The sequence below is a fragment of the Variovorax sp. YR750 genome (assembly GCF_900109805.1).
In the GTDB taxonomy this organism is placed as follows: Bacteria; Pseudomonadota; Gammaproteobacteria; order Burkholderiales; family Burkholderiaceae_C; genus Variovorax; species Variovorax gossypii.
In genome coordinates, this window is the sequence record NZ_FOBJ01000004.1 from 343,621 (window position 1) to 370,534 (window position 26,914).

General features: G+C 68.2%; 25 protein-coding genes. 18 read left to right on the forward strand and 7 right to left on the reverse strand.

All coding sequences use genetic code 11. From position 1 onward, the window contains the following. Window position 1: 1 nt before the first annotated feature. The 7 genes from cyoB to BMY35_RS10795 are packed head-to-tail and all read left to right on the forward strand — an operon-like array spanning window position 2 to window position 6,534. Complete coding sequence (gene cyoB / locus BMY35_RS10765; protein WP_093198002.1) at window positions 2-2,005, forward strand: cytochrome o ubiquinol oxidase subunit I; 2,004 nt, start codon at window positions 2-4, stop codon at window positions 2,003-2,005. Next, on the forward strand, window positions 1,998-2,648 hold the full coding sequence (gene cyoC, locus BMY35_RS10770; RefSeq protein ID WP_093198004.1) for a cytochrome o ubiquinol oxidase subunit III: 651 nt from the start codon (window positions 1,998-2,000) through the stop codon (window positions 2,646-2,648). The genes cyoB and cyoC overlap by 8 nt, the downstream gene beginning before the upstream one ends. Further along, window positions 2,645-3,049, forward strand: a complete 405-nt coding sequence (cyoD, locus tag BMY35_RS10775; protein WP_093198007.1) for a cytochrome o ubiquinol oxidase subunit IV — start codon at window positions 2,645-2,647, stop codon at window positions 3,047-3,049. Before cyoC ends, cyoD begins: the two co-directional genes overlap by 4 nt. After that, window positions 3,049-3,849 (forward strand): SURF1 family protein, encoded by an 801-nt coding sequence (locus BMY35_RS10780; RefSeq protein ID WP_093198009.1) that lies wholly within the window; start codon window positions 3,049-3,051, stop codon window positions 3,847-3,849. Before cyoD ends, BMY35_RS10780 begins: the two co-directional genes overlap by 1 nt. Continuing rightward, the gene (locus BMY35_RS10785; protein ID WP_256228297.1) at window positions 3,803-5,257 is read left to right on the forward strand and encodes an ATP-binding protein; all 1,455 of its coding nucleotides are present in this window, start codon (window positions 3,803-3,805) and stop codon (window positions 5,255-5,257) included. Before BMY35_RS10780 ends, BMY35_RS10785 begins: the two co-directional genes overlap by 47 nt. Then, window positions 5,238-5,789 carry a response regulator transcription factor gene (locus BMY35_RS10790; protein WP_093198012.1) on the forward strand — a complete coding sequence of 184 codons (552 nt, stop codon included), beginning with the start codon at window positions 5,238-5,240 and terminating at the stop codon, window positions 5,787-5,789. Before BMY35_RS10785 ends, BMY35_RS10790 begins: the two co-directional genes overlap by 20 nt. Window positions 5,790-5,835: 46 nt before the next feature. Beyond that, window positions 5,836-6,534, forward strand: coding sequence for a PAQR family membrane homeostasis protein TrhA (locus BMY35_RS10795; RefSeq protein ID WP_371287151.1), 699 nt, complete (start codon window positions 5,836-5,838; stop codon window positions 6,532-6,534). A gap of 107 nt (window positions 6,535-6,641) precedes the next feature. On the opposite strand, the gene BMY35_RS10800 is transcribed toward BMY35_RS10795, so the two are convergent. The 4 genes from BMY35_RS10800 to BMY35_RS10815 all read right to left on the reverse strand — a co-directional run bounded on the left by BMY35_RS10800 (window position 6,642) and on the right by BMY35_RS10815 (window position 9,147). Then, window positions 6,642-6,866: a SlyX family protein gene (locus BMY35_RS10800; protein WP_093198017.1), complete on the reverse strand. Its 225-nt coding sequence runs from the start codon at window positions 6,864-6,866 to the stop codon at window positions 6,642-6,644. Between the two features lie 46 nt (window positions 6,867-6,912). After that, window positions 6,913-7,806 carry an SDR family oxidoreductase gene (locus BMY35_RS10805; RefSeq protein ID WP_093198019.1) on the reverse strand — a complete coding sequence of 298 codons (894 nt, stop codon included), beginning with the start codon at window positions 7,804-7,806 and terminating at the stop codon, window positions 6,913-6,915. Window positions 7,807-7,870: 64 nt separating this feature from the next. Then, the gene (locus BMY35_RS10810; protein WP_093198022.1) at window positions 7,871-8,371 is read right to left on the reverse strand and encodes a DUF1097 domain-containing protein; all 501 of its coding nucleotides are present in this window, start codon (window positions 8,369-8,371) and stop codon (window positions 7,871-7,873) included. 32 nt (window positions 8,372-8,403) lie between these two features. Continuing rightward, window positions 8,404-9,147, reverse strand: a complete 744-nt coding sequence (locus BMY35_RS10815) for an SDR family oxidoreductase (RefSeq protein ID WP_093198024.1) — start codon at window positions 9,145-9,147, stop codon at window positions 8,404-8,406. 124 nt (window positions 9,148-9,271) lie between these two features. On the opposite strand from BMY35_RS10815, the gene BMY35_RS10820 reads away from it, so the two are divergent. Continuing rightward, window positions 9,272-10,168: a LysR family transcriptional regulator gene (locus tag BMY35_RS10820; protein ID WP_093198027.1), complete on the forward strand. Its 897-nt coding sequence runs from the start codon at window positions 9,272-9,274 to the stop codon at window positions 10,166-10,168. A 4-nt stretch (window positions 10,169-10,172) separates the two neighbouring features. On the opposite strand, the gene BMY35_RS10825 is transcribed toward BMY35_RS10820, so the two are convergent. Further along, window positions 10,173-11,681: an MFS transporter gene (locus BMY35_RS10825; protein ID WP_093198030.1), complete on the reverse strand. Its 1,509-nt coding sequence runs from the start codon at window positions 11,679-11,681 to the stop codon at window positions 10,173-10,175. Between the two features lie 113 nt (window positions 11,682-11,794). Between BMY35_RS10825 and BMY35_RS10830 the strand changes: the two genes are divergently transcribed. The 3 genes from BMY35_RS10830 (at window position 11,795) to BMY35_RS10840 (ending at window position 13,368) form a co-directional block, all read left to right on the forward strand. Next, complete coding sequence (locus BMY35_RS10830) at window positions 11,795-12,688, forward strand: LysR family transcriptional regulator (RefSeq protein WP_093198032.1); 894 nt, start codon at window positions 11,795-11,797, stop codon at window positions 12,686-12,688. Window positions 12,689-12,757: 69 nt separating this feature from the next. Further along, window positions 12,758-13,048: a type II toxin-antitoxin system Phd/YefM family antitoxin gene (locus BMY35_RS10835; protein ID WP_093198480.1), complete on the forward strand. Its 291-nt coding sequence runs from the start codon at window positions 12,758-12,760 to the stop codon at window positions 13,046-13,048. Further along, a complete protein-coding gene (locus tag BMY35_RS10840; RefSeq protein ID WP_093198034.1) occupies window positions 13,045-13,368 on the forward strand; it encodes a type II toxin-antitoxin system RelE/ParE family toxin in 324 nt (107 codons plus the stop codon). The genes BMY35_RS10835 and BMY35_RS10840 overlap by 4 nt, the downstream gene beginning before the upstream one ends. A 17-nt stretch (window positions 13,369-13,385) precedes the next feature. On the opposite strand, the gene BMY35_RS39050 is transcribed toward BMY35_RS10840, so the two are convergent. Both BMY35_RS39050 and BMY35_RS10850 read right to left on the reverse strand, forming a co-directional pair. Next, window positions 13,386-15,383, reverse strand: coding sequence for an AAA family ATPase (locus BMY35_RS39050; RefSeq protein ID WP_305727974.1), 1,998 nt, complete (start codon window positions 15,381-15,383; stop codon window positions 13,386-13,388). 86 nt (window positions 15,384-15,469) lie between these two features. After that, window positions 15,470-17,986, reverse strand: coding sequence for an ABC transporter permease (locus tag BMY35_RS10850; RefSeq protein WP_093198037.1), 2,517 nt, complete (start codon window positions 17,984-17,986; stop codon window positions 15,470-15,472). Between the two features lie 202 nt (window positions 17,987-18,188). Here BMY35_RS10850 and BMY35_RS10855 point away from each other — a divergent pair, with 202 nt between their 5' ends. The 7 genes from BMY35_RS10855 to BMY35_RS10890 all read left to right on the forward strand — a co-directional run bounded on the left by BMY35_RS10855 (window position 18,189) and on the right by BMY35_RS10890 (window position 26,906). Beyond that, window positions 18,189-18,488: a hypothetical protein gene (locus tag BMY35_RS10855; protein WP_093198039.1), complete on the forward strand. Its 300-nt coding sequence runs from the start codon at window positions 18,189-18,191 to the stop codon at window positions 18,486-18,488. 97 nt (window positions 18,489-18,585) lie between these two features. Beyond that, window positions 18,586-21,663, forward strand: coding sequence for a formate dehydrogenase-N subunit alpha (gene fdnG, locus BMY35_RS10865; protein ID WP_143080670.1), 3,078 nt, complete (start codon window positions 18,586-18,588; stop codon window positions 21,661-21,663). Window positions 21,664-21,666: 3 nt separating this feature from the next. After that, complete coding sequence (gene fdxH / locus BMY35_RS10870) at window positions 21,667-22,626, forward strand: formate dehydrogenase subunit beta (protein WP_093198046.1); 960 nt, start codon at window positions 21,667-21,669, stop codon at window positions 22,624-22,626. 13 nt (window positions 22,627-22,639) lie between these two features. After that, on the forward strand, window positions 22,640-23,263 hold the full coding sequence (locus BMY35_RS10875) for a formate dehydrogenase subunit gamma (RefSeq protein ID WP_093198048.1): 624 nt from the start codon (window positions 22,640-22,642) through the stop codon (window positions 23,261-23,263). 10 nt (window positions 23,264-23,273) lie between these two features. Beyond that, window positions 23,274-24,302, forward strand: a complete 1,029-nt coding sequence (fdhE, locus tag BMY35_RS10880; protein WP_093198051.1) for a formate dehydrogenase accessory protein FdhE — start codon at window positions 23,274-23,276, stop codon at window positions 24,300-24,302. Continuing rightward, window positions 24,302-25,750: an L-seryl-tRNA(Sec) selenium transferase gene (gene selA / locus BMY35_RS10885; protein WP_093198054.1), complete on the forward strand. Its 1,449-nt coding sequence runs from the start codon at window positions 24,302-24,304 to the stop codon at window positions 25,748-25,750. The genes fdhE and selA overlap by 1 nt, the downstream gene beginning before the upstream one ends. 40 nt (window positions 25,751-25,790) lie before the next feature. Next, the gene (locus tag BMY35_RS10890; protein WP_093198057.1) at window positions 25,791-26,906 is read left to right on the forward strand and encodes an acyl-CoA dehydrogenase family protein; all 1,116 of its coding nucleotides are present in this window, start codon (window positions 25,791-25,793) and stop codon (window positions 26,904-26,906) included. The last annotated feature ends 8 nt before the right edge of the window (window positions 26,907-26,914 follow it).

Consider the following 26,914-nt stretch of genomic DNA (forward strand, 5'->3'; position numbering starts at 1 on the left):
GATGTTGCAGAACCTTGACCTGACGAAGCTCGTCTTCGGCCGCCTCTCCTGGGAGGCGATTCCCCTGCACGAGCCGATCCTGCTCGTGACCTTTGCCGGCGTGATCCTGGGCGGCCTGGCCGTCCTGGGCGCACTGACCTACTTCAAGCTGTGGGGCACCCTGTGGCGCGACTGGATCACCAGCATCGACCACAAGAAGATCGGCATCATGTACATCATCCTGGGCCTGGTGATGCTGCTTCGCGGCTTCGCCGACGCGCTCATGATGCGCGCCCAGCAGGCCATCGCCTTCGGCGACAACGCGGGCTTCCTGCCGCCGCACCACTACGACCAGATCTTCACCGCCCACGGCGTGATCATGATCTTCTTCGTGGCGATGCCGCTGGTCACGGGCCTCATGAACTTCGTGGTGCCGCTGCAGATCGGCGCGCGCGACGTGGCCTTCCCGTTCCTGAACAACTTCAGCTTCTGGATGACCACCTTCGGCGCAGGCCTGGTGATGGCGTCGCTGTTCGTCGGCGAGTTCGCCAAGACCGGCTGGCTGGCCTACCCGCCGCTGTCGGGCATCCTCTTCAGCCCCGACGTGGGGGTCGACTACTACATATGGTCGTTGCAGATAGCGGGGGTGGGCACATTGCTTTCCGGCGTGAACCTGCTGGCCACCATCGTGAAGATGCGCGCACCCGGCATGACCATGATGAAGATGCCCGTCTTCACCTGGACCGCCCTGTGCACCAACGTGCTGATCGTCGCCGCCTTCCCGGTGCTGACCGCCGTGCTGGCCCTGCTGTCGCTCGACCGCTACGCAGGCACCAACTTCTTCACGAACGACCTCGGCGGCAACGCCATGATGTACGTGAACCTGATCTGGATCTGGGGCCACCCCGAGGTGTACATCCTGATCCTGCCGGCCTTCGGCATCTTCTCGGAAGTGGTTTCCACGTTCTCCGGCAAGCGCCTCTTCGGCTACGCCTCGATGGTGTACGCCACGGTCGTGATCACCATCCTGTCGTACCTGGTCTGGCTGCACCACTTCTTCACCATGGGCTCCGGCGCCAGCGTGAACTCGTTCTTCGGCATCACGACGATGATCATCTCGATCCCGACAGGGGCGAAGATCTTCAACTGGCTCTTCACCATGTACCGCGGCCGCATCCGCTTCGAGCTGCCCATGATGTGGACCATCGGCTTCATGATCACCTTCGTGATCGGCGGCATGACCGGCGTGCTGCTGGCCGTTCCCCCGGCCGACTTCGTGCTGCACAACAGCCTGTTCCTGATCGCCCACTTCCACAACGTGATCATCGGCGGCGTGCTGTTCGGCATGCTGGCGGGCATCACCTACTGGTTCCCGAAGGCCTTCGGCTACAAGCTCGACCCGTTCTGGGGCAAGTGCTCGTTCTGGTTCTGGATCGTCGGCTTCTGGTTCGCCTTCATGCCGCTGTACATCCTGGGCCTGATGGGCGTCACCCGCCGCATGAGCCACTTCCAGGACATGTCGCTGCAGATCTGGTTCCAGGTCGCCGCCTTCGGCGCCGTGCTGATCGCGCTGGGCATCGCCTCGTTCCTGATCCAGCTGGTGGTGAGCTTCATCCGCCGCGACAAGCTGCGCGACACCACGGGCGACCCGTGGAACGGCCGTACGCTGGAATGGGCGACCTCGTCGCCGCCGCCGGCCTACAACTTCGCGTTCACGCCGCGCGTGCATGACAACGACGCCTGGTCCGACATGAAGGCCCGCGGCTACCAGCGCCCGCTGGAAGGCTTCAGCCCGATCCACATGCCCAAGAACACGGCCGCCGGCTTCATCATCGCGGCGCTGGCAGCGGTTTGCGGCTTCGCCCTGATCTGGCAGATGTGGCTGGTGGCCGGCATCGGCTTCGTCGCCATGCTCGCCGCCACGATCATCCACACTTTCAACTACAAGCGCGACTACTACATCCCCGCGGAAGATGTCGTCCGCACCGAAGACGCGCGCACGCGCCTGCTGGCTGCCAATGTCTAATACCACCGCTATCTCTTCCCCCGGCAACGTGGCCGCGAGCGCGCCCGCGTTCGAGGTCTTCAACGTCCGCAACGAAGACCACCACCCCGAGAACGGCACGCTGCTGGGCTTCTGGCTCTACCTGATGAGCGACTGCCTCATCTTCGCCTGCCTGTTCGCGGTGTACGGCGTGCTGGGCCGCAGCTACGCGGCCGGCCCCTCGGGCGCCGACCTGTTCGACCTACCGCTGGTGGCGATCAACACCTCGCTGCTGCTGCTGTCGTCCATCACCTACGGCTTCGCCGTGCTCGAGATGCAGAAGCGCCGCATGCGCGGCATGCTGATCTGGCTGGCCATCACCGGCCTGCTGGGCGCAGGCTTCATCGGCCTGGAGCTGTACGAGTTCGCGCACCTGATCCATGAAGGCGCGGGCCCGCAGCGCAGCGCCTTCCTGTCGTCGTTCTTCGCGCTGGTGGGCACCCACGGCCTGCACGTGACCTTCGGCATCGTCTGGCTCATCGTGCTGATGATCCAGCTGCCCAAGCACGGCTTCACCGCCGCCAACCGCCGCCGCCTGATGTGCCTGTCGATGTTCTGGCACTTCCTGGACGTGGTCTGGATCGGCGTCTTCACCTTCGTGTATCTGATGGGATCGCTGCAATGAGCGCGCACACCGAAACCGCCGGCCACGGCGCACATGGCCACGACGACCACGGGCACGACGACGGCCCGGTGAGCCACAGCACCTTCAAGGGCTACATGACCGGCTTCGTGCTGGCCGTGATCCTCACCGCCATTCCGTTCTGGCTCGTGATGGCCAAGGTCTTCGACAAGCCCAACACCACCGCGCTCGTCATCCTGGCCTTCGCCGTGGTGCAGATCGTGGTGCACATGGTGTACTTCCTGCACATGGACGCCAAGTCCGAGGGCGGCTGGAACATGCTGGCGCTCATCTTCACGCTCGTGCTCGTGGTCATCACGCTGGCCGGTTCGCTGTGGGTCATGTACCACATGAACACCAACATGATGCCGCACTCGATGCACGACATGAAGAACATGCCCTGATGGCGCAGCAGGCCGTCCGCCGGCGCTCCACCGCCGCACGGGTGGCGCTGGCGGTCTGCGCAGTCCTCGCCTTCGCCGGCTTCTTCGCGCTCGGCACCTGGCAGGTCGAGCGCAGGGCTTGGAAGCTCGATCTCATCGCACGCGTCGACCAGCGCGTGCATGCCCCGGCCGCCACGGCCCCCGGGCGAACCGAATGGCCCACGGTCAACGCGGCCAACGACGAATACCGGCATGTCCGCCTTGCCGGCACCTTCCTCCACGACAAAGAGACGCTGGTGCAGGCCAGCACCAGGCTCGGCGTCGGCTTCTGGGTGCTGACCCCGCTGCGCAACAGCGCCGACGGCACCGTGGTGCTCGTCAACCGCGGCTTCGTGCCGCCTGAAGCGCAGAAGCGCGAGGCGCGCGCCACCACTGAGCCCCAGGGCGAGACCACCGTGGCCGGCCTGCTGCGCCTGACCGAGCCCAAGGGCGGCTTCCTGCGCAAGAACGATCCGGCCGGCGACCGCTGGTTCTCGCGCGACGTGCAGGCCATCGCCGCAGCGCGCGGCCTGGCCGACGTGGCGCCCTACTTCGTCGATGCGGAGGCCGCGCCAGCCCCTGCGAATGCCAACGACACCCCCGCCTGGCCCGCAGGCGGCCTGACTGTCATTTCCTTTCCCAACAGCCACCTCGTCTACGCCCTGACCTGGTATGGCCTTGCCCTGATGGTGCTGATCGCGGCCTGGTTCGTGCGGCGCAGCGAAAATGCGGCCCATGCCGACGCCCGCCCCGCCGACCAAGATGCCCGCCGCGACGGCTGAATCCGCCGCGGTCGCGGGCGAGCTGCACCCGCCCCGCGCCGGCGTCGCGAGCCTGGACAACGCCATCGGCCACCAGAACATGCAGCAGCTGATACAGCTGCGCTGGTTCGCGGTGGTCGGGCAGGTCGCCACCATCCTGGTGGTGCACTACGGCTTCGAGATCCGGCTGCCGCTGGACCACATGCTGCAGGTGCTGGCCTGCCTCGCCCTCTTCAACATGGTGAGCCTGCTGCGCTCGCGCAGCCACCGGCGCGTGACCAACGGCGAGCTGTTCCTCGCGCTGCTGGTCGACGTGGCCACGCTCACGGCGCAGCTCTACCTCAGCGGCGGCGCGACCAACCCTTTCGTGTTTCTCTTCCTGCTGCAGGTGACGCTGGGCGCGGTGCTGCTGAAGGCCTGGTCGACCTGGACCATGGTCGTCATCACCAGCATCTGCTTTGCCGGGCTGGCGCTGTTCTCGCGCCCACTCGCGCTGCCGCTGGACCACGACCGCGGCCTGTGGAGCCCCTACATCCAGGGCATGCTGGTGTGCTTCGCGCTGAACGCCGCCCTGCTGGTGATCTTCATCACCCGCATCAGCCGCAACCTGCGCGCGCGCGACGCGCGGCTGGCCGACCTGCGCCAGCGCGCCTCGGAAGAAGAGCACATCGTGCGCATGGGCCTGCTGGCCTCGGGCGCGGCGCACGAGCTCGGCACGCCGCTGGCCACGCTGGCGGTGATCCTGGGCGACTGGCGCCGGCTGCCGCACTTCAGCTCCGACCCTGAGTTGCTGACCGAGGTGGCCGAGATGGAGCTGCAGATCCAGCGCTGCAAGAGCATCGTGAGCGGCATCCTGCTGTCGGCCGGCGAGGCGCGCGGCGAATCGTCGGAAGAAACCACCGTCAGCACCTTCCTCGACGACCTGGTCGAGGAATGGCGCACCACCCGCCCGGTGGAAGACTTCGAGTACGACAACCGCTTCGGCCGCGACCTGCCCATGGTTTCCGACTCGGCCCTCAAGCAGATGATCTGCAACGTGCTCGACAATGCGCTGGAGGCGTCGCCGCACTGGCTGCGCCTCGAGGCGGCGCACGACGCCGACGCGCTGACGATCACCGTCACCGACGCGGGCCCCGGCTTCCTGCCGGCCATCCTCAAGGAGTTCGGCAAACCCTACCAGTCGAGCAAGGGCCGCGCGGGCGGCGGGCTGGGGCTGTTCCTGGTGGTGAACGTGGCGCGCACCGTGGGCGGGCGCGTCGCGGCGGCCAACCGGCCGGAAGGCGGCGCCATCGTGAAGATCACGCTGCCGCTCGCGGCCATCGTGCTCGAGGAAGAAGATTCGGAAGTGGACGATGACGAGGCCGATGCCGAAGCCATCGCCGCCAGCAGGACCATCGGAATGGAAGGCAATGAGCGAAACCGGAGCTGAAGAGCAGCGCCAGCTGCTGATCGTCGAGGACGATGGCGCCTTCGCGCGCGCGCTCGGCCGCTCCTTCGAGCGCCGCGGCTACGGCGTGACGCACGCGAGCAACCTCGCCGAGGTCGAGGCCCTGCTGGCCACCGCCACGCCCGGCTACGCGGTGGTCGACCTCAAGCTCAACGGCGAGGCCTCGGGCCTGGCGTGCGTGCAGATGCTGCACCGGCACAACCCGAAGATGCTGATCGTGGTGCTCACGGGCTTCGCCAGCATCGCCACCGCGGTGGAAGCTATCAAGCTCGGCGCCTGCCACTACCTGGCCAAGCCCTCGAACACCGACGACATCGAGGCCGCCTTCGGCCGCGCCACCGGCACCACCGAGGTCGAGCTGACCAATCGCTCCACCTCGATCAAGACGCTCGAATGGGAGCGCATCCACGAGACGCTGGCCGAGACCGGCTTCAACATCTCGGAGACCGCGCGCAGGCTCGGCATGCACCGGCGCACGCTGGCGCGCAAGCTGGGCAAGCAGCAGGTCAAGTAGCCGACCGGCTTTCATCGAACAAACCACTCTTGCGCACGGATCGACGATGACTTCCTCCCTTCCCTCGCAGAAACGCGCCTCTCAACGCAGCAAAGCCTCCGTCCTCGCGGCACGCGACCAGACGGCGATGGAAGAGCTCTTCAACGCCCTGAGCCACGGCCTGGGCCTTGCGCTGGCCATCGCCTCGCTGCCCATCCTGGTCTACAGCGCGGCGCAGAAGGGCCAGGCCGCGGGCGTGGTCGGCGCCAGCCTGTTCGCGGGCACCGCCATCGTGCTGTACCTGATCTCGACGCTCTACCACGCGCTGCCGATCGGCCGCGCCAAGGCCTGGTTCAACCGGCTGGACCACGCCGCTATCTACCTCTTCATCGCGGGCAGCTACATGCCCTTCCTGTTCGGCGTGCTGCGCGGCCCGCTGGGCTGGACGCTGTTCGGCGCCATCTGCGCGGCGGCGGCGCTGGGCGTAGGCGCCAAGCTGTTCAACCGGCTGAAGCATCCGCTGTGGTCCACCGGCCTTTACGTGGCGATGGGCTGGATGGCGCTGATGGCCGCGGTGCCGCTGTACGAGCGCATGTCGGCGGCGGGCCTGGGCTGGCTGGTGGCCGGCGGGCTCTTCTACACGGCCGGCGCGGTGGTGTTCCTCTTCGACAACAAGGTGCGCTTTGCACACTCGGTGTGGCACCTGTTCGTGCTCGCCGGCAGCACCTGCCATTTCTTCGCCGTGCTCTGGCACGCGCACGGCTGACCGCTCATTCCAGGAACACCATGGAACCGGCTTTGCCGGGCCATCGGTGTTGCCCCCGGCGAGGGGGTTGGCGCAGCGACACGAAGTGCGCAAAGCCTGGGGGAGTATCAATAGTGCGGAGGGAGTTCGTCGCGTGGGTTGCGCGCGGCGCCATCCTGGCCTGAGCTCTGCATCTGCTCCTTCAGCTGCGTGACCTGCAGGATCAGCCGGTCGATCTGCTGCTGCTGGCGGTAGATCGTCATGTTCAGCTGGTCGAGCAGGTCTTCGGCGTAGCTCGACTTGATCTCGAGCTCGGTCACGCGTTCGGTGATGTCGTGGGGCGGGTTTTCCATGCCGCTATTGGACAGGAAGACCGCCCCGCTCTTTGTGACGCCTTGCTTAGCGACGCACTTTCGCCTCGAGCAGATCGGCCATGCCGATGCGCCTTGCGAACTCGATGCGCACGCGCTCGGACACCTCGAACACCTCTGCCGCGCCGTCGCCCACGAAATCGATCAGCGAGCGCATCGGCCGGGTGCCGGCCGGCAGGCCCACGATGCGCACGATCTCGTCGGCCACGGCCTGCGGGTCGGCGTTGTCGGGCGTCAGCGCCGAGAGGCGCGCGCCGATCTGGTCCATCAGGCCGTCGTAGCGGCCGTAGGCAGCGGCGGTCGCAGCATCGGCCGGCTTGCCCGCGCTCGGGAAGTGGTCGGTGCCTTTGGTGAAGGCGCCCGGCACGACGATGGAAGTCTCGATGCCGAAGCGCGCGATCTCGTAGGCCAGCGTGACGGCCAGCGAATCCATTGCCGCCTTGGCCGCGCCGTAGGGGCCCATGAACGGCGGGAAACCGCCCTTGGTGGTGGTGCTGCTGATCCACAGCATCAGCCCCGACTCCTGGGCCCGCAGGTACGGCAGCACCGCGCGATTCACGCGCTGCGCACCGAGCACGTTGGTGTCGAACACCTTCACGATCTCCTCGGGCGTGAAGGCCTCCGTGGGCCCGACCACCAGGTGGCCGGCGTTCTGCATCACGACGTCGAGATGGCCCTGCTCCCGCACGATGGTCGCGGCGGCCGCGTCGGCCGATTCCTGCGAGAGCACGTCGAGTTCGAGCGGATGCAGCTGGATGTTCTTCGCCGCGGCCAGCGCGCGCAGTTCGGCGGCGCGGCCGTTGTTGCGCCCGGCGATGTCGCGCATCGAGGCGTAGACGATATGGCCCGCCTCGGCGAGCGACTGGGCGGTGAGCTTGCCGATGCCGCTACCGGCGCCGGTGACGAGGATGACGGATTGCATGATGAAACTCCTGGAATCAATGAACGAGTGAATGAAATGCGAGGGGTCGACGAGCGCGTCTTCTTCAATGCACGCGCCGCTGCAGCGCATGGGCGGTCCACGCGGCTATCGAGCCCAGCGCGGCGGCGCCGGCCAGCGTCCCGAACAGCGAGAGCGACGGCGGTTGATGGATCGCGAAGAAGGCGATCAGCCCGAGGAAGTAGCACAGCAGGTTGTTCAGGCGCGGCACGCCGCGCAGCGACACCACGACGAGCGCGACGACCAGCACCACCAGCGGCAGCGCCATGGCGCCCACTACGGGGCCCAGTGCCCCGATGGCCAGGGCCGCCGCCTTGCCGATCAGCACGCCGAGCCCCACGCACGCGAGGTTGAACACGCCGTCGCGCGCCGTGACGCCGCGGGTGTAGAAGGCCACCCAGCCGACGAACATCGCCCACACGGGCAGTTCGAGGACGAGGGCCAGCGCCGAGGCTGCGGCGGCAACCACCGCGGCGGCCAGCGTGAAGGCCGAATAGGCCAGGCTGAAGAAGCGCGGGGCGGCAGCAGACGGATTTGGTCGGCTCATGACGATTTCTCCTGGGAACGGGCCGGCGTGCTTCAAGCCAGGCCGCCGTTGGCGCGCAGGATCTGGCCGTTGACCCAGCCTGCGTCGGGGCCGGCCAGGAAGGAGACCACCGAGGCGATGTCCTCGGGCTGGCCCAGGCGCTGCAGCGGCGGCGCCTTCACGAAGTTCTGGATCTGCTCCTCGGTCTTGCCCTCGAGGAAGAGCGCCGTGGCGATCGGCCCCGGCGCCACGGCGTTCACCGTGATGTTGCGGCCGCGCAGTTCCTTGGCGAACACGTGCGTGAAGGACTCGACCGCCGCCTTGGTGGCGTTGTAGATCGCATAGCCCGGCATGTTCAGCGCGAGCACCGTGCTCGAGAAGTTGACGATGCGCCCGCCCTCGTTGAGGCGCGCGGCGGCCTCGCGCAGCGTGTTGAAGGTGCCGCGCACGTTGATGTCGAAGGTCTGGTCGTAGAGCGCGTCGGTGTGCTCGGCCAGGGGCAGGGTCTTGAGCACGCCGGCGTTGTTGACCAGCACGTCGACCTTGCCGAGCTGCGCCTCGACGACGTCGAACATGGCGCGCACTTCGCCGGCGCGGGCCACGTCGGCCTTGACGGCGACGGCCCTGCCGCCGGCGGCTTGCAGTTCGGCCACGAGGGCCTCGGCCTGCGCCGGGCTCGACGCATAGTTGACGGCGACCGCGAAGCCGTCCCTGGCGAGGCGTTGCGCGACGGCGGCGCCGATGCCGCGCGATGCGCCGGTGACGATGGCGACCTTGGGTTGGGGTGAGTGGGTCATGGCTGTTCCTTTGCAGTGGTGGGTGGTTGGTGAAGCGAATCTTCGATCGTTCCATCCAAAAGATAATCAGCCGTCATTTGCCATTACTATTCCATTTGCTTCAACAATAGAACCAGCGCCGCCCATGGACCGCTTCCAGGAAATGCAGGCCTTCGTGCGCATCGCCGAGCGCCAGAGCTTCACGCAGGCATCCGAAGACCTGCAGATTCCCCGCGCGACAGTCACCAACCTGATCAAGCGCGTCGAACAGCGCATCGGCACCCGGCTGCTGGAGCGCACCACCCGCACCGTGCGCCTCACGCAGGACGGCGAGGCCTACTACCGCCGCTGCGTGCGGCTGCTGGCCGACGTGGAAGAGGCCGAGGGCCTGTTCCGCGACGCCGCGCCCAAGGGCCTGCTGCGAGTGAACCTGCAGGGCACGCTGGCGCGTCATTTCGTAGTGCCGGCGCTGCCGGGCTTCCTCGCCCGCTACCCGGAGCTGGAGCTGCACATCGGCGAGGACGACCGCCTCGTCGACCTGGTGCGCGAGGGCGTCGACTGCGTGCTGCGCGCGGGCACGCTGCAGGACTCGTCGATGGTCGGGCGGCGCGTGGCGCTGCTGCCGCAGGTCACGGTGGCGAGCCCGGCCTACCTGGCGGCGCACGGCGAGCCGCGCGGCCCGGAGGAATTGGCCTCGCACCGCGCCATCCACTACATCTCCAGCGCCACGGGCAAGGCGGTGCCGCTCGAATTCACGGTCGACGGGCGGGTGACGAGCGTGCAGCTCGGCGGCATCGTCTCCGTGACCGGGGCCGACCTGTACACCGGCTCGGCCGTCGCGGGACTGGGGCTGGTGCAGGTGCCGCGCTACCGCGTGGCCGGCGAACTGGCGGACGGACGGCTGAAGGTTCTATTGCCGGAGTTCGCGCCGCCGCCGATGCCGGTCTCCGTGCTCTATGCGCAGAACCGGCAGCTGTCGTCGCGCGTGCGCGTGTTCACGCAGTGGCTGCGCGACATCTTCGAGGCCGCCGAAGCGGCCTGAATCATCAGCAGGCCGTCGACTCCAGCGCCACGGCGCCGGCCTCGGCATGCGTCTCGCCGCGCAGGAAGGCGAACACGACGATTGCCGTCAGCACCGTCACGCCGGCCAGCACGTACAGCAGCGTGCCGAACGCCGCGCCATAGGCATGCAGCAGCCCCGCGCGGTCAATTCCGGGCAGCAGCGCCAGCGCTTGCGAGAGGTTCCCGGTGGTCACGCGCTGCGCCGCCTGCGATGCGGCAGCGGCATGGCCCAGCTGCGCCGTCACCAGCGCAGTCAGCCCGGCGCCGACCAGCGCCAGCGCAATGCCCTCCCCCGCCACCCGCACCGTGTTGAAGATGCCCGAGGCCATGCCCGCGCGCTCGCGCGGCACCACGCTCACGGCCAGCCCGTCCATCAGGCCCCAGGGCAGCCCGATGCCGGCGCCGATCAGCAGCAGCGGCCACACCATTCCGGCGAGCGGCGTGCCCGGCGCACAGCGGCTGAGCCAGAACAAGCCGGCGGCGCACACCAGCAGCCCCACGGCCGAGATCGCGCCCGCCGAGAACCGGTGCGCCAGCGATGCCGCCAGCGTCGGCACGACGAGGATCGGCCCCGAGAGCGCGAACATGAAGGCGCCCGCCTCGATCGCGCTGCGCCCTTCTAGCCCCACGAAGCGGATCGGCAGCAGCACCAGCAGCACGACGAAACCGTAGGCCGGCGCGGCGGCCAGCAGCTGCACGCCCACGAAGCGCGGAAAGCGAAACAGCGACAGGTCGAGCATCGGATGCGCCACGCGCCTCTCGATGGCGACGAAGACGGCGCCCATCGCCGCCGCGCCCGCCAGCGCGCCAAGCACCCACGGGCTGCCCCAGCCGCTGTCGGGCGCCTGCAGCACGCCCAGCGTCAGCAGGCTCAGCGCGGCGGTGAAGCTCAGCGTGCCCGGCACGTCGAGCCCCATGGCCTGAGGGTTGCGCGATTCGTGCATCGACAGCGCGGCGATGCACAGCGCCACTAGGCTGACCGCGCCGGGGCTCAGCATCACCGCCTGCCAGCCGAAGCTCTCCGCAAGCCAGCCCGAGAGGATGGAGCCGCAGGACAGTCCCACGCCGAACGAGGTGCCGATCAGGCTGAATGCCCGCGTACGGGCCGCGCCGTCGAACACCTGCGCCAGCGCGGCCGTGCCCGCCGCGAAGGCCGCCGCCGAGCCCAGCCCCTGCAGTGCACGCGCCAGGTCGAAGGACACGATGCCCGGCGCCAGGGTCAGCAGCGAGGCGCTGAGCGCCACCACCGCGAGCCCCAGCAGGAAGACGCGCTTGCGCCCGTATGCATCGGCCAGCGCGCCGGCGGCCATCAGCGTGGCGCCGAAGCTCAGCATGAAGGCGTTGGTCACCCAGTTGAGCTGCACCGGGCTGCCGCCCAGGGCATCGCGGACGGCGAGCAGCACCACCGCCGGGCCGGTGAAGCTCAGCGGCATGCCCAGCGCCGCGAGGCAAACGGCGGCCAGGAGCCAGTTTCTGGAGGAGGACGGGGACATCGGGAACGTGCCTTCGCGGAAGGTGGAAAAGGAAGGCACGAAGATAGAAAGGAATCAATGCAATGAGAATTGCCCCATTGCTCCTCACACTCCCAACCAAAGGTTGCCAATCCATGGACAGCTTCAGCGGACTCGAATCCTTCGTACGGGCGGCCGACCACGCGAGCTTCGCCAAGGCCGGCCGGGAGCTCGGCATCTCGGCCTCGGCGGTGGGCAAGAACGTCGCGCGGCTCGAGCAGCAGCTCGGCGTGCGCCTCTTCAACCGCACCACGCGGCACATGCGGCTCACACAGGAAGGAGCCCTCTTCCACGAGCGCTGCCGCCGCATCCTCGACGAGCTGGACGACGCGCGGGCCATGATGCAGGACGCCGTGGCCGCCCCGCGCGGACGCCTGCGCGTGAGCCTGCCGACCATCGGCTACCGATTCCTGCTGCCGATCCTGCCGGCCTTCAGGGAGCGCTACCCCGAGATCGAGCTCGACCTCGACTTCAACGACAGGCTGGTCGACGTGATCGCCGAGGGCGTCGACGTGGCGATCCGCAGCGGCGACCTTGTGGATTCACAACTGGTGGCGCGCCGGCTCGGCCCGTTCCGCTTCGTGCTGGTCGCCTCGCCGGCCTACCTGGAGCGCCACGGCGTGCCGCAGACGCCGGCCGACCTCGCGCGGCACACCTGCCTTCGCTACAAGTTCGTCACCGGCGGAAAGATCGAGGACTGGGACCTGCCCGGCCTGCCCACGCAACTGCCGCCCGGCCTGCTGTGCAACAACATGGAAGCCATGCTGGGCGCGGCCGTGGCCGGCCTCGGCGTGGCCTACATGCCCGATTTCCTCGCACGCGATTCGCTCTGCCGAGGCGAGCTGCAGCGCGTGCTGGCCACGCACCTCGTGCGGCAAGGCCAGTTCTCGGCGCTGTGGCCGTCGAGCCGGCAGCTGTCGCCGAAGGTGCGGGCGTTCGTGGATTTCGCGGGGGAGCACATGTTCAGGGAGGAAGCCATGGCGCCATGACCGGACGCCAGCCGCTCCAGACTGAATTCAGACCATAATGAGTCCGACCAGGAATCAGGGATGAGCACCATGAATTTCTCGACCCAAGTCAAACCCATCAGCTACCTCAAGAGCCATGCCGCGGACATCGTGAAGACGCTGTCCGACACCCGTGAACCCATGCTCATCACCCAGAACGGCGAAGCCAAGCTCGTGGTGATGGATGTTCGCTCCTACGAGGAGCACGAAGCCACGCTCGCGCTTCTCAAGGTGTTGGCGCTCGGCAACCGCGAGATCGAGCAGGGCCAGTTCCGCTCGGCGGAAGATGTATTTGCGGACTTGGACCGGCAAGACGCGGAAGACGACAAAGACACGAAATGAAGGTCGTGTTCCTGCGCTCCGCGGAAGCCGACCTGAAGGACCTGAGGCGCTATCTCATCAGGAATTTCGGTGCGCAGGCCTGGACAGACTGCTACGGAAAGATCAAGAAGTCTGTCGCGATGATCGGAGCCCATCCGGAAGCCGGCCGGGTTCCCGAAGAACTCGCAAACCTGAACGCAGCCCAGTACCGGCAGGTCATTTCGGGCATGAACCGCATCATCTATGAGGTGAGAGCGGACACTGCCTACATCCACGTCGTCTGCGACACACGAAGAGACCTGAAGGGCCTGCTCATGCGGCGCATGGTCAGCGCCGCATGAGTTAGAAGGCCTGTCCGTCAGTCGACCTCTGCCGACCGCTCCACCTGCTGACTCACAGCGACGGCCTGCTCTTCGACGCGCTGCGCCACTGGAGCCTCGACGGGCTCGGCAGCCACGGCGACCGGCACTGCAGCTACCGGCTCGACGGGCTTGGGGCTCTCGGCGACCACCGGCTTCGCCGGTTCGGGAGTCGCAGGTGCCAGCACTTCCACAGGCGCGACGGCCGGTGCAGCGACTGCAACAGGCGCTGCTTCTGCAGGCTTTGCGCTTTCCACGACGGCTGGCTCTACCGTCTCAGGCTTCACTGCTTCGGCCTTTGCAGGAGCGACGACCTTCGCCGGCTCGGGCACAGGAATCACGGGTGCTGGCGCGGCCACTGCGGCAGGTGCTGCCTCCATCGGCTTGGCGCTTTCCACGGCAAGGGGCTTGGCAAGTTCGGACTTTGCAGGCTCGGCCTTGACGGGTTCAGGCTTCGCGGCCTCGGTCTTCGCGGGAGCTGGAATCACGGCCGCCGCCTCGGCGGACTTGGCCGACTTCGCAGGCTTCGCGGGCGCGGGCTTCACCGGTTCCGGCGTCGCCACCACCGGCTTCGAGACTTCCTGCTTCACCGGCTCGCTCGCCATCCGGCTCAGCGCCAGCGCAGCCTTCAGCGGGAACAGCGTGCGCTCGTCGCCCTCCGCGGCATTGCTCACCGTGGTGCCCGCGGTCTCGCTCAGGCTGGCGGTGCGCACCGCGTCGAGCCGGTGCGCGGGCACCATGAACGGCGAATGCGTGGTGTAGACGATCTGGTTGCCGAAGTCCTTCTCCAGGTGCGCCAGCAGGTCGGCCTGCGAATGGGGGTGCAGGTGCAGGCCGGGCTCGTCGAGCAGCAGCACGGCGTCTTCCGCGTTGCCGCCACGGGTGTCGGCGAAGAAGGCGACGTAGAACGAGAAGAACCACTGGAAGCCGCGGCTGCGCTCTTCCAGGTTCACCTCGACCTCGTAGGCGGCGTTCGGGTCGGACACCAGCGTGTCGAGGTACTGGCCGTCGAGGTTGAAGCGAACCTTCAGCGCGCGGTCCTTCCAGATGCGGCGGATCTCGGCCGTCACCACCGAGCCGGCGCGGTTGACGAGCTGGTTGCGCGTGGCCTGGTCATTCCTGTCGAGCAGGGCCTGCAGCTGTCGCAGGTCGAGTCCCGCGACCTTGCACAGCTTGCCGAAGCTCCGCTGCTCGGGCGTGAGCTGGCCCCAGCCCTCGCGTCCCAGGTATTCGGCGATGTTCTGGCGGCCGGGCAGCGCCGGGTATTCGTCGACGTAGACAAAGCGCGGCAGCTTGCCGATCACCCATTCCTGCGCGCGCTCCAGCGCGGGGGCGTCGTTGGCGATGGAAAGCGCGGTTTCCTCCAGCTCGGCGAGCATCTGGTCCTGCTTGTCGCTGAGCTCGGCGCCCGACACGGCCAGCGCCTTGCGCAGGGCCTGGGCCGCCTTGATGGCGCCCGCCGACCACTTGATGTAGTCGGGGCTCATGATCATCGCGGCGTCGAAGACGTCGGTTTCCTGCTCGAGAGCGGCCTTCGCGGCTTCGTCGGCGACCTTCTCGGCGGCCGCCTTCACGGCCGGCACGATCTTGCGGACCTTGGCCTTGGTGTCGCTCACGTCGAGCGACAGGGCGCCGAGCCCTTCGAACCCGGCCGAGCGGGCGGCAGCATAGCCCCGGCTCGCGGTGACGTGGCGCACGCCCGCCGCGCGCGGCAGGATCGCGGCCAGCTCGGCCTGCTCGCCTTCGTCGAGGCTCCAGCGCGTGAACACGACCGGGGTGTCGCCCGTGCACTCTTCCAGGCGGCGGTGGCGCGGGAAGTCCTTGATGGGGCTGAGTTCGGCAATGCCTTCAGCGGGGTTCAGGCTGTGGAGCGCACGCAGCAGGTTCGACTTGCCGCTGTCATTCCGGCCGAGGATCGCGGTGATCTGCGTGGAATCGATGAGGCCGCTGTCGTTGATCGAGCGAAAGTTGGTGATCTGGAATGACGCCAGGCGCATGCGAGGATTTCTCTCTTCTGAAATGAATGCAGGGCCGGGGAATGTATTGCATCCCCGGCCCCGTCTCGCCCCGAAGAGAAGAAAAATTACTCGGCCGCGCGCCGCAATGTGTCGACCACCGGCCGGCGAAGCACCTCGCGCAGGCCCCACCACCCGGCGCCGAGCGCCAGCACCGCGCCGGCCAGCGCACCGGCCACCGGCACCAGCGGCGAAGCGGTCCAGGTGAACTCGAACACGTAGCGCGCCAGCCCCCAGCCGATCAGCGCGGCCACGATGCTCGCGAGGAAGCCCGCCAGCAGGCCCACGCCCGCGAGCTCGGCGCGCTGCACCTGCCGCAGCAGGCTGGCGCGCGCGCCCACCGCGCGCATCACGGCGAACTCGCGCGCGCGCTCCTCGCGGGTGGCGGTCACCGCGGCGAACAGCACCACGAGGCCGGCCGCGAGCGTGAAGCCGAACAGGAACTCGACCGCGCGGATCACCTGGTCGAGCACGCGCTGCACCTGGTTGATGGTGGCGCTCATGTCGACGTTGGTCACGTTCGGGTAGCTGCGCACCAGCGCGTTGTCGAAGCCGCGTGTCTCGGGCGCGCGGAAGGCGCCCATGTAGGTGGTGGGCACGTCGGCCAGCGAGGCCACCGTGTACATCACGAAGAAGTTGGCGTGCATCGAGCCCCAGTCGACCTTGCGCAGCGAGGTGATGCGCGCGTCGTTCTGCATGCCGCCGATGTCGAAGCGCAGCGTGTCGCCCATCTTGAGGCCCAGCGTCTCGGCCAGGCCCTCCTCCACGCTCACCTCACCAGCCGCACCCGGCGTCCACTTGCCGGTAGTGATGCTGTTGTGCGCAGGCGCGTCCACGCTGTTGCTGAGGTTGAACTCGCGGTCCACCAGGCGCTTGGCGCGGTCTTCGGTGTAGTCGTCGGGAGACACCGGCTTGTCGTTGATGGCCACGAGGCGGCCGCGGATCATCGGGTACCAGTCGAACTTGCTCACGCCCGCGTCGCGCAGCGACTTCTGGAAAGCCTCGCTCTGGTCGGGCATGACGTTGATGACGAAGCGGTTCGGCGCATCGGGCGGCGTGGCCTGGCGCCAGCTCGCAACGAGGTCGGTGCGCAGCAGCACCAGCAGCACCAACGCCAGCAGGCCCACCGACAGCGCGCTGACCTGCACCACCGCGTAGGCCGGCCGCGCCGAGATCTGCCGCGTGGCCAGCACCAGCCAGCGCGGCGCGGTCGCCTCGTTGACGCTGCGGCGCAGCACCTTCACCGCCAGCCAGCTCAGCAGCGCGAACACCGCCACCGCGCCCGCGAACCCGCCGACGGCGATCAGGCCCAGCTTGATGTCGCTGCTTGCTGCCATCAGCAGCGCCGCGAACCCGGCCACGCCGACGCCCAGCACCGCGAGCGACGCGGGCTTGAGCCCGCCCACGTCGCGCCGGATCACGCGCAGCGGCGGCACGCGCGCCAGCTGCAGCACCGGCGGCAGGCCGAAGGCGAATAGCAGCGTGAGCCCCATGCCCAACCCGAAGGCCACGGGCCACAGCGTGGCCGCCGGCAGCGCGGTCTCGACCAGGCCCGCCAGCAGCAGCACGAACACGTAGTGCACCGCGAAGCCGATGGCCACGCCCAGCGCGCTGGCGACAATGCCGATCACCGCGAACTCGAAGGCATAGGCCACGGCGATGGTGCGCTGGCTCTGCCCGAGCACGCGCAGCATCGCGCAGTCGTCGAGGTGGCTGGCAGCGAAGCCGCGAGCGGCCAGCGCCACTGCCACCGCCGACAGCAGCGCCGCGAGCAGCGCGACCAGGCTCAGGAATTTCTCGGCGCGGTCGAGCGTCTGGCGCATCTCGGGCCGGCCGCTCTCGAAGGAGTCGAGGCGCACGCCGCGCAGCTCGCCCTTCTTGATGGTGGCATCGGCCCAGTCGGTGAAACGCTTGACGGCGGCATCGCTGCCGGCCACGGCGTAGCGGTAGCCCACGCGGCTGGCGGGCTGCACGAGCCCGGTGCGGGCCACGTCGGCCTGGTTGAGCATCACGCGCGGAGAGAAGCTCATGAAGCCGGCGCCGCGGTCGGGCTCCAGCGTGATGACGCGCCCCACGCGCAGGCCGGTGTCGCCCAGCAGCAGCGTGTCGCCGACCTTGAGCGCCAGCGAGTCGAGCAGCGATGCGTCGACCCAGGCCTCGCCAGGCGGAGGAATGTCGCGCGTGACGGCGCCGGCGCCGTCGATGGTGGTGGAAGTCTGCAGGCTGCCGCGCAGCGGATAGCCAGCGGTCACGGCCTTCAGCGCCACCAGCTTGCTGGCGCCGCCCTGCGCGTCCTCGGCCCGCGCCATGGTCGGAAAGCCGTAGGTGGGCGTGCCCTGCAGCCCCAGCGACTTCGCCTGCGCCACGAAGGCCTCGGGCGTCGGGTTGTCGCTGACGATCACCGCGTCGCCGCCCAGGAGCTGTCGCGCGTCGCGCTTGAGCCCGCCCTGCAACCGGTCGGCGAAGAAGCCGACGGCCGTGAGCGCGGCCACGGCCAGAAGCACGGCAACGATCAACAGGCGCAGCTCGCCGGCGCGCAGGTCGCGCCAGAGCGTGCGCCAACCCAGGCGGAGGGAGGCATTCATGGCGCGAACGATAGCCGACGCCCGGCGGCATGGCGGGTTTCGAGGGTTATTGCGCTCCTTTTGCCCTTGATCCTGGCAGGATGCTGTCGCATGATGCGACAAACGCATCCCGTTTGTCGCAAACCGGGCACGCCCGGCAAGCGGAATACGAGGCCATAAAAACAGCCCGTTGCCGGACCCGTCCTTCCCACAAGGAGTGTCGATGCCACGATGTCAGCAGCAGCGCTTGCAGATCATCGGCCTGTGCCTGGCCGCGGGCCTGCTGGCGAGCGCCTGCGACCCCAAGCCCTCCTCGCCGCCGATGCCGAAGGCCTCGACCGGCGCGAGCCCGACGGGCATCGCCCCCGCCGCCTCCGGCGACAAGGTCGAATCCTCCACCTCACACCAGGGCCCGTCCGAAGGCGGTGCGGCCGTGGGCGGCATGAGCGGCCCGGGCGGCACCGGCTCTTCCGGCGGTGCGGCGCCCGTGCCCAGCGGAGGCGACGGCACCGCACCGAAGTAGCCGGCGCGGCCCGCCAGGTTCATTCGAGTTACCCGCAAGAAGAAAAGAAGACCACGATGAAACACCCCATCACTTCACCGCTGCAGGAGGTTCCGTCATGGACATGAACCGCCGGCAATTCTTCCGCGTCAGCAGCGCGGGGCTGGTCGGCTCCAGCATCGTGGCGCTCGGCTTCTCGCCGACCGCCGCGCTGGCCGAGGCCCGCAACTTCAAGCTCGCGCGCACCACCGAGACGCGCAACACCTGCCCGTACTGCTCGGTGGGCTGCGGGCTCATCATGTACAGCCTGGGCGACAAGGCGAAGAACGTGGTGTCCGACATCCTCCACATCGAGGGCGATGCCGACCACCCCGTGAACCGCGGCACGCTGTGCCCCAAGGGTGCCGGCCTGCTCGACTTCGTGCACAGCCCCATGCGCCTGAAGTACCCCGAGGTGCGCGAGCCCGGTGGCACCGAGTGGAAGCGCATCGGCTGGGACGAGGCGCTCGACCGCATCGCGAAGCTGCTGAAGGCCGACCGCGACGCCAACTTCCAGACCACCAACGCCGACGGCAAGACCGTGAACCGCTGGACCAGCTCCGGCATGCTCTGCGCCTCGGCCTCGTCCAACGAAACCGGATACATCACGCACAAGGCATTCCGCTCGACCGGAATGCTGGTGTTCGACAACCAGGCACGCGTCTGACACGGACCCACGGTGGCCAGTCTGGCCCCGACGTTCGGCAGAGGCGCGATGACCAACCACTGGCAGGACATCCAGAACGCGGATGTCGTGCTGATCATGGGCGGCAACGCCGCGGAGGCGCATCCGTGCGGCTTCAAGTGGGTCATCGAAGCCAAGAAACAGAACAAGGCAAGGCTGGTCGTGGTCGACCCGCGCTTCACGCGCTCGGCCGCCATGGCCGACTACTACGCGCCGATCCGCGCGGGGTCGGACATTGCCTTCCTGGCCGGGGTCATCAACTTCCTTCTGACCAACGACAAGATCCAGACCGAGTACGTCCGCAACTACACCAACGCGACCTTCATCGTCGGCCCCGACTACAAGTTCGAGGACGGCCTGTTCAGCGGCTACAACGCCGAGAAGCGCAACTACGACCCCAAGTCGTGGGGCTACGCGCTCGACGAACAGGGCATGGCCAAGGTCGACATGACCATGCAGGACCCGAACTGCGTGCTGCAGGTGATGAAGCGGCACTACTCGCGCTACACGCCCGAGATGGTGAGCCGCATCACCGGCACGCCGAAGGACAAGTTCCTGAAGGTCTGCGAGTACATCGCGAGCACCAGCACCTCCCAGCGCACCATGACCATCATGTACGCCCTGGGCTGGACGCAGCACAGCCAGGGCTCGCAGATGATCCGCACCGGCGCCATCGTGCAGCTTCTGCTGGGCAACATCGGCGTGCCCGGCGGCGGCATGAACGCACTGCGCGGCCACAGCAACATCCAGGGCCTCACCGACCTGGGGCTGCTGTCGAACTCGCTGACGGGCTACATGTCGCTGGCGCGTGACAACGAGCAGACGCTGGAGGACTACTACAAGACCCGCGCGCTCAAGCCCCTGCGTCCCAACCAGATGAGCTACTGGCAGAACTACCCGAAGTTCTTCGTCAGCATGCAGAAGGCCTGGTGGGGCAACGCGGCCACGGCCGAGAACGACTGGGCCTTCCACTACCTGCCGAAAATCGACAGGCTCTACGACGTGCTGCAGGCCTTCGAGCTCATGAACCAGGGCAAGCTCAACGGCTACATCTGCCAGGGCTTCAACCCGGTGGGCTCGTTCCCCGACAAGAAGAAGATCGTCGACGGGCTCTCGAAGCTCAAGTTCCTGGTCACCATCGATCCGCTGCAGACCGAGACCAGCGAGTTCTGGCGCAACTTCGGCGAGTTCAACGACGTCAAGACCGCCGACATCCAGACCACGGTGTTCCGCTTGCCTTCCACCTGCTTCGCGGAGGAAGACGGCTCGCTCACCAACTCCAGCCGCTGGCTGCAGTGGCACTGGAAGGGCGCGGAGCCGCCGGGCGAGGCCAAGGGCGACATCGAGATCGTCGCGGGCATCTTCAACCGCATCCGCGCGGCCTACGCGAAGGACGGCGGCGCCTTCCCCGACCCGATCGTCAAGCTCACCTGGCCGTACAAGATTCCGCACTCGCCCTCCGCGCAGGAGCTGGCGATGGAATACAACGGCCGCGCGCTGGCCGACCTGACCGACCCGAAGGACCCGACCAAGCCGCCGCTGGCCAAGGCCGGCGAGCAGCTCTCGGGCTTCGGCCTGCTGCGCGACGACGGCAGCACCGCCAGCGGCTGCTGGATCTACGCCGGAGCATGGACGCAGGCCGGCAACCAGATGGCACGGCGCGACAACGCCGACCCGTACGGCATCGGCATGGTGCAGAACTGGGCGTGGGCCTGGCCCGCGAACCGGCGCATCCTCTACAACGGCGCCTCGACCGACCCGACCACCGGCAAGCCGTGGATCGCGAAGCGCGGCCTCGTCGCGTGGAACGGCAAGCAATGGGGCGGCGCCGACGTGCCCGATATCCGCCCCGACGCGAGCCCGACCGACGCCGACGCGGTGCGTCCCTTCATCATGACCGCCGAGGGCGTGGCGCGACTCTTCGCTCCCACCGGCATGGCCGAGGGGCCGCTGCCGGAGCACTACGAGCCCTTCGAGTCGCCGCTGGTCAACAACCTGATGCACCCGAACAACGAGAAGGCGCGCGCCAACCCCGCGGCACGCATCTTCAAGGGCGACCTCGAGAGGCTCGGCGTGCCGAAGGACTTCCCGTACGTGGCAACCAGCTACCGGCTCACCGAGCACTTCCACTACTGGACCAAGAACGTGCGCACCTCGGCCATCATCCAGCCGCAGCAGTTCGTCGAGATCGGCGAGGAGCTTGCCAAGGAGAAGGGCATCGGCCACGGCGACATGGTGAAGGTGTCGAGCAAGCGCGGCTTCATCAAGGCCGTGGCTGTGGTCACCAAGCGCATCGTCGGTCTGCAGGTGGACGGGCGCACGGTCCATACCGTGGGGCTGCCGAACCACTGGGGCTTCGTCGGCATCGCGAAGCCGGGCTACCTGGTGAACACGCTGACACCCTTCGTGGGCGACGCGAACACGCAGACGCCCGAGTACAAGTCGTTCACCGTGAACATCGAGAAGGCCTGAACGATGTCCTCTCTTCAAACCCTCGACATCGCCGCCCGCTCGGCCACGACCACGCCGTCGCCCGAGATCCGCCATCGCCCGCAGGTGCAGCCGCTCGCGAAGCTGATCGACGTGTCGGCCTGCATCGGCTGCAAGGCCTGCCAGGTCGCGTGCATGCAGTGGAACGACTTGCGCGACGAAGTCGGCACCACGCACGGCACCTACGACAACCCGGTCGACCTCACGCCGGCCTCCTGGACGGTGATGAAGTTCTCCGAGGTCGAGCCCGAGGCCGGCAAGCTCGAGTGGCTGATCCGCAAGGACGGCTGCATGCACTGCGACGACCCCGGCTGCCTGAAGTCGTGCCCCTCGCCTGGCGCGATCGTCAAGTACGCCAACGGCATCGTCGACTTCATCAGCGAGCATTGCGTGGGCTGCGGCAACTGCGTCACCGGCTGCCCCTTCGACGTGCCGCGCATCAGCAAGGTCGACAACAAGGCCTACAAGTGCTCGCTGTGCTCCGACCGCGTGGGCGTGGGCCTGGAGCCGGCCTGCGTGAAGGCCTGCCCCACCGGCGCGCTGCACTTCGGCACCAAGGAAGACATGCACGAGTACGCCTCGGAGCGCATCGTCGACCTGAAGGAGCGCGGCTTCTCCAACGCCGGCGTGTACGACCCGGCGGGCGTGGGCGGCACGCACGTGATGTACGTGCTGCAGCACGCCGACCGGCCGCAGCTCTACGCCGACCTGCCGAAGGACCCGCAGATCAGCCCGCTGGTCTCGCTGTGGAAGGGCGTGGCCAAACCGCTCGCGATGGTCGCCATGATCGGCGCCGTGGTGGGCAGCTTCTTCCACTACATGAAGACCGGCCCCATCGAGCCCAAGGACGACCACCCCGACGCCGACCGCGACGGCAAGCCCGACGACGTGGTGGTGATCGAGGAGCCGCCGGCCTCGCCTTCATCCAACGCACCCCGCGCATGAGGAGAAGAACGCGATGACACGCTACTACCTTCGCCGCTACCGCGACGCCACGCGCATGAACCACTGGTTCGTCGCGATCATGTTCTTCGCCGCCGCGCTCTCGGGCCTGGCCTTCTTCCACCCCAGCCTGTTCTTCTTGAGCACGCTGTTCGGCGGCGGGCCGTGGACGCGCATCCTGCATCCGTTCATGGGCCTCTTGATGGTGCTGGGCTTCGTGTTCCTGTTCTTCACGATGTGGCGCGAGAACACCCTCGACAAGGGCGACCGCGAGTGGATCGCCAACGCGCCGAAGATGCTCAAGGGCGACAAGTCGAGCATGCCGCCGGTGGGCAAGTACAACGCCGGGCAGAAGCTGGTGTTCTGGGCCTTCGGCATCAGCCTGCTGCTGCTGCTGGTGACGGGCTTCATGTTCTGGAGTCCGTGGTTCGTCGGCTTCTTCCCGATCCTCGTGCGGCGCATCGCGGTGGTGGTGCACGCGGCCTCGGCCGTGGTGCTGATCCTCTCGGTCATCACGCACATCTACGCGGCGATCTGGGTCAAGGGCACGCTGCGCGCGATGACGCGCGGCACGGTCACGGAGGGATGGGCGAAGCTCAACCATCCTCTCTGGCATCGCAAAATGACGCGAGGTGAGTGATACTGCGCCGATGACGAGCTCCCCCGGCAACCCACCGCCGATCCGGACCACACGCATCCTCGAGCCTGAGCAGATCGCCATGCAGGCCGGGCGGCAGATGCCGTTCCTGCGCCTGCCGGTGCGCTCCCTCGTGTTCTCCGACCGGCAATTGCGGCTGCGCCAGCTTGCAGCATCGCATCCGATGCGCGAGTACCTGATCTTCATCGCCGACCTCGCGCAGGCGCAGCATCAGGTGCTGCAGGACTACGCGCCGGTCGAGCTGCCCGAATCCGATGCGCTCGAAGCCGCCGCGAAGGTGCTCAAGCCGCCGATGCCCGCCTTCGGCTGGACGCGCGATCCCGTGTGGCTGAAGGAACTGCGCCGCCTGCTCGGCCTCTTCCGCGCCCGCTTGCCCGAGGGCCCCGCGCGCGACACGCTCGACCGCGTGGTGGCCGCTGACGATGCGTGGGTCAACGAGCAGGCCGATCGGCTCTCGCGCCGCATCATGTTCGGGCTCGACCTCGCGGCCGCGCCGCTGATCGCCGCCGGGCTGCAGGCCTACTGGACGCAGCTGGTGCTGCAGGTCGCCGAGCGCGAGGGCGAGAATATCTACGGACGCACCGACCCCGGCAACGAATGCCCCTGCTGCGGCAGTGCGCCGACAGTGAGCATCACGCGCATCGGCGCCGACGAAGCGGGCTTCCGCTACCTGCACTGCTCGCTGTGCGGCACCGAGTGGCACTACGTGCGCATCAAGTGCACGCACTGCGAGAGCACCAAGGGCATCCACTTCGAGTCGCTCTCGCCGCAGCCCGGCGTAGAGCTGCCTGCGACAGGCGCGCGTGACGGCGCCGTCAAGGCCGAGTGTTGCGACAGCTGCGGCCACTATCTCAAGCAGATCGCGATGGAGAAAGACCCCGAGGTCGAACCTGTCGCCGACGATCTGGCGAGCGTCACGCTCGACCTGCTCGTCTCCGAAGCCGGCCACCAGCGCAGCGGCCACAACCTGATGTTGCTCTTCGGCGACCCCGAAATACCCGACGACGGCGGAGGCGGCTGATGGCGATGCCCGAAGAGTCCGTGGTCCACGGCTCGACGGCAAGGCCCCAGGATCTGCCTTCTGTCGATCAACTGCTGCGCCTCGCCGTGCCGGGCGCATTGCTGGCCGAGCACGGCCATACGCTGGTGGTGAAGGAAGCGCGTGCGCTGCTCGAAGGGCTTCGCGCGCGGGCCGTGGCGGGCAAGCTCGCCGCTGCCGACGTGCAACCCGACGCGCTGGGCGCTGCGCTCGCATCGCGCATCCAGGCCCGCCTCGCGCCGCGCATGAAGGCGGTGCTGAACCTCACGGGCACCGTCATCCACACCAACCTCGGTCGCGCGCTGCTGGCCGATGCGGCGCTGCAGCGGCTGCTCGCGGTGATGACATCGCCCAACAACCTCGAGTACGACCTTGCCACCGGCAGCCGCGGCGATCGCGACTCGCTGGTGGAAGAGCTGCTGTGCACCATCACCGGCGCCGAAGCGGCCACGGTGGTCAACAACAACGCGGCTGCCGTGCTGCTCACCATCGCGGCGCTGGCGCGCGAGCGCGAGGTGATCGTCTCGCGCGGCGAGCTGGTGGAGATCGGCGGCGCCTTCCGCATGCCCGACGTGATGGCCAGCGCGGGCGCGCGCATGGTCGAGGTCGGCACCACCAACCGCACGCATCCGCAGGACTACGAACGCGCCATCAACGAGCGCACCGCGCTCGTGATGAAGGTGCACACCAGCAACTACGCGGTGCAGGGCTTCACCGCCGCGGTCGACGAAGCCACGCTCGCCGGCATCGCGCACGCGCGCGGCGTGCCGCTGGCCACCGACCTGGGCAGCGGTTCGCTGATCGACCTCGCGCACTACGGCCTGCCGCGCGAGCCGCTGCCGCAGGAGATGCTCGCGGCCGGCTGCGACGTGGTCACCTTCTCGGGCGACAAGCTGCTGGGCGGACCGCAGGCCGGGCTCATCGTGGGCAGCAAGGAGGCCGTGGGCCGCATCCGCAAGTTCCCGATGAAGCGCGCGCTGCGCATGAGCAAGCTGCCGCTGGCCGCGCTCGAGGCCACGCTCTCGCTGTACCTGCGTCCCGAGCGCCTCGCGCAGGACCTGCCGACGCTGCGGCTGCTCACGCGGCCCGCCGATGCGATCCGCGAGATGGCCGAGGCGCTGAAGGCGCCGGTGCAGGCTGCGGTGTCGCCGCGCTTCACCGTGGAGGTGGTGCCGCTGCTCGGGCAGATCGGCTCCGGCTCGCTGCCGGTGGAGCGCCTGCCCTCGGCGGGCCTTGCGCTTGCGCCGGCCGGCACTTCGAAGAAAGGCATCGGCACCGCGCTCGATGCCCTCGCCACCGCGCTGCGCGGCCTGCCGCTGCCGGTGATCGGCCGCATTGCCGAAGACCGCCTGCTTCTCGACCTGCGCTGCCTGGAAGACAGCGCCACCTTCACAGGCCAGCTCGACACCCTGCGCGAGCGGCTGATGTAGCAGCCCCCCGATTCCCTCAACCACCTGTCTGGAGAAAGCGATGAACCCCCTCGAAGTGCTCGCCGGTATCGAAACGCAAACGCTGCAGCCCCTGGCACAGCGCACCGACGCAGAGGGACGCTTTCCACGAGAGACGATCTCGGCGCTGGGCGAGGCCGGCCTGCTGGGGCTGGTCTCGGCCGCGTCGGTCGGGGGCCAGGGGCTGGGCCTGAAGGAAGCCGCGCAGGTGGTGTCGCGCATCGCGCAGACCTGTCCTTCCACCGCGATGGTGGTGTGCATGCACTACTGCGCCACTGCCGTGCTCGAACAATTCGGCCCCGAAGCCACGCGCCGCGCGATCGCCAACGGCAAGCACCTGAGCACGCTGGCCTTCTCGGAGGCCGATTCGCGCAGCCACTTCTGGGCCCCCACCAGCACCGCCCGCGCGGACGGTTCGAACGTGGTGCTCGACGCCCGCAAGAGCTGGGTCACCTCGGCCTTCGAGGCCGACAGCTACGTGTGGTCGAGCAAACCTCTCGCGGCCGAAGGCGCAAGCACGCTGTGGCTGGTCGACGCCAAGTCCGACGGCCTGAGCCAGCCTGGCCGCTTCGACGGGCTGGGCCTGCGCGGCAACGCCTCGACGCCGATCACTGCAAAGGACGTGCGCATCGCGGCCGATGCGCGGCTCGGCGAGGACGGCAAGGGCTTCGACACCATGATGGGCGTGGTGCTGCCGTGGTTCTCGGTGCTCAGCGCCGCATGCTCGACCGGCCTGATGGAAGGCGCCCTGAGCCGCGCCATCGGCCATGTGAGCCAGACGCGGCACCTGCATCTCGATTCGTCGCTGGCCGACCTGCCCACCGTCCGAGCCTATCTGGCAAAGGCACGCATCAAGGCCGACATGGCGCAGGCGCTGCTGGACGACACCGTCGCCGCCATCGGCGCGGGCCGCGCAGACACCATGCTGCGCGTGCTCGAGGTGAAGGCGGCAGCAGCCGAATCCGCTCTCGAAGTGACCGACATCGCGATGCGCGTGTGCGGCGGCGCGGCCTTCCGCAAGGAAGCGGGCATCGAACGCCTCTTCCGCGATGCGCGTGCATCGAGCGTGATGGCACCGACCTCCGACGTGCTCTACGACTTCATCGGCAAGGCCATCACCGGCCTGCCGCTGTTCTGAGAAAGGAG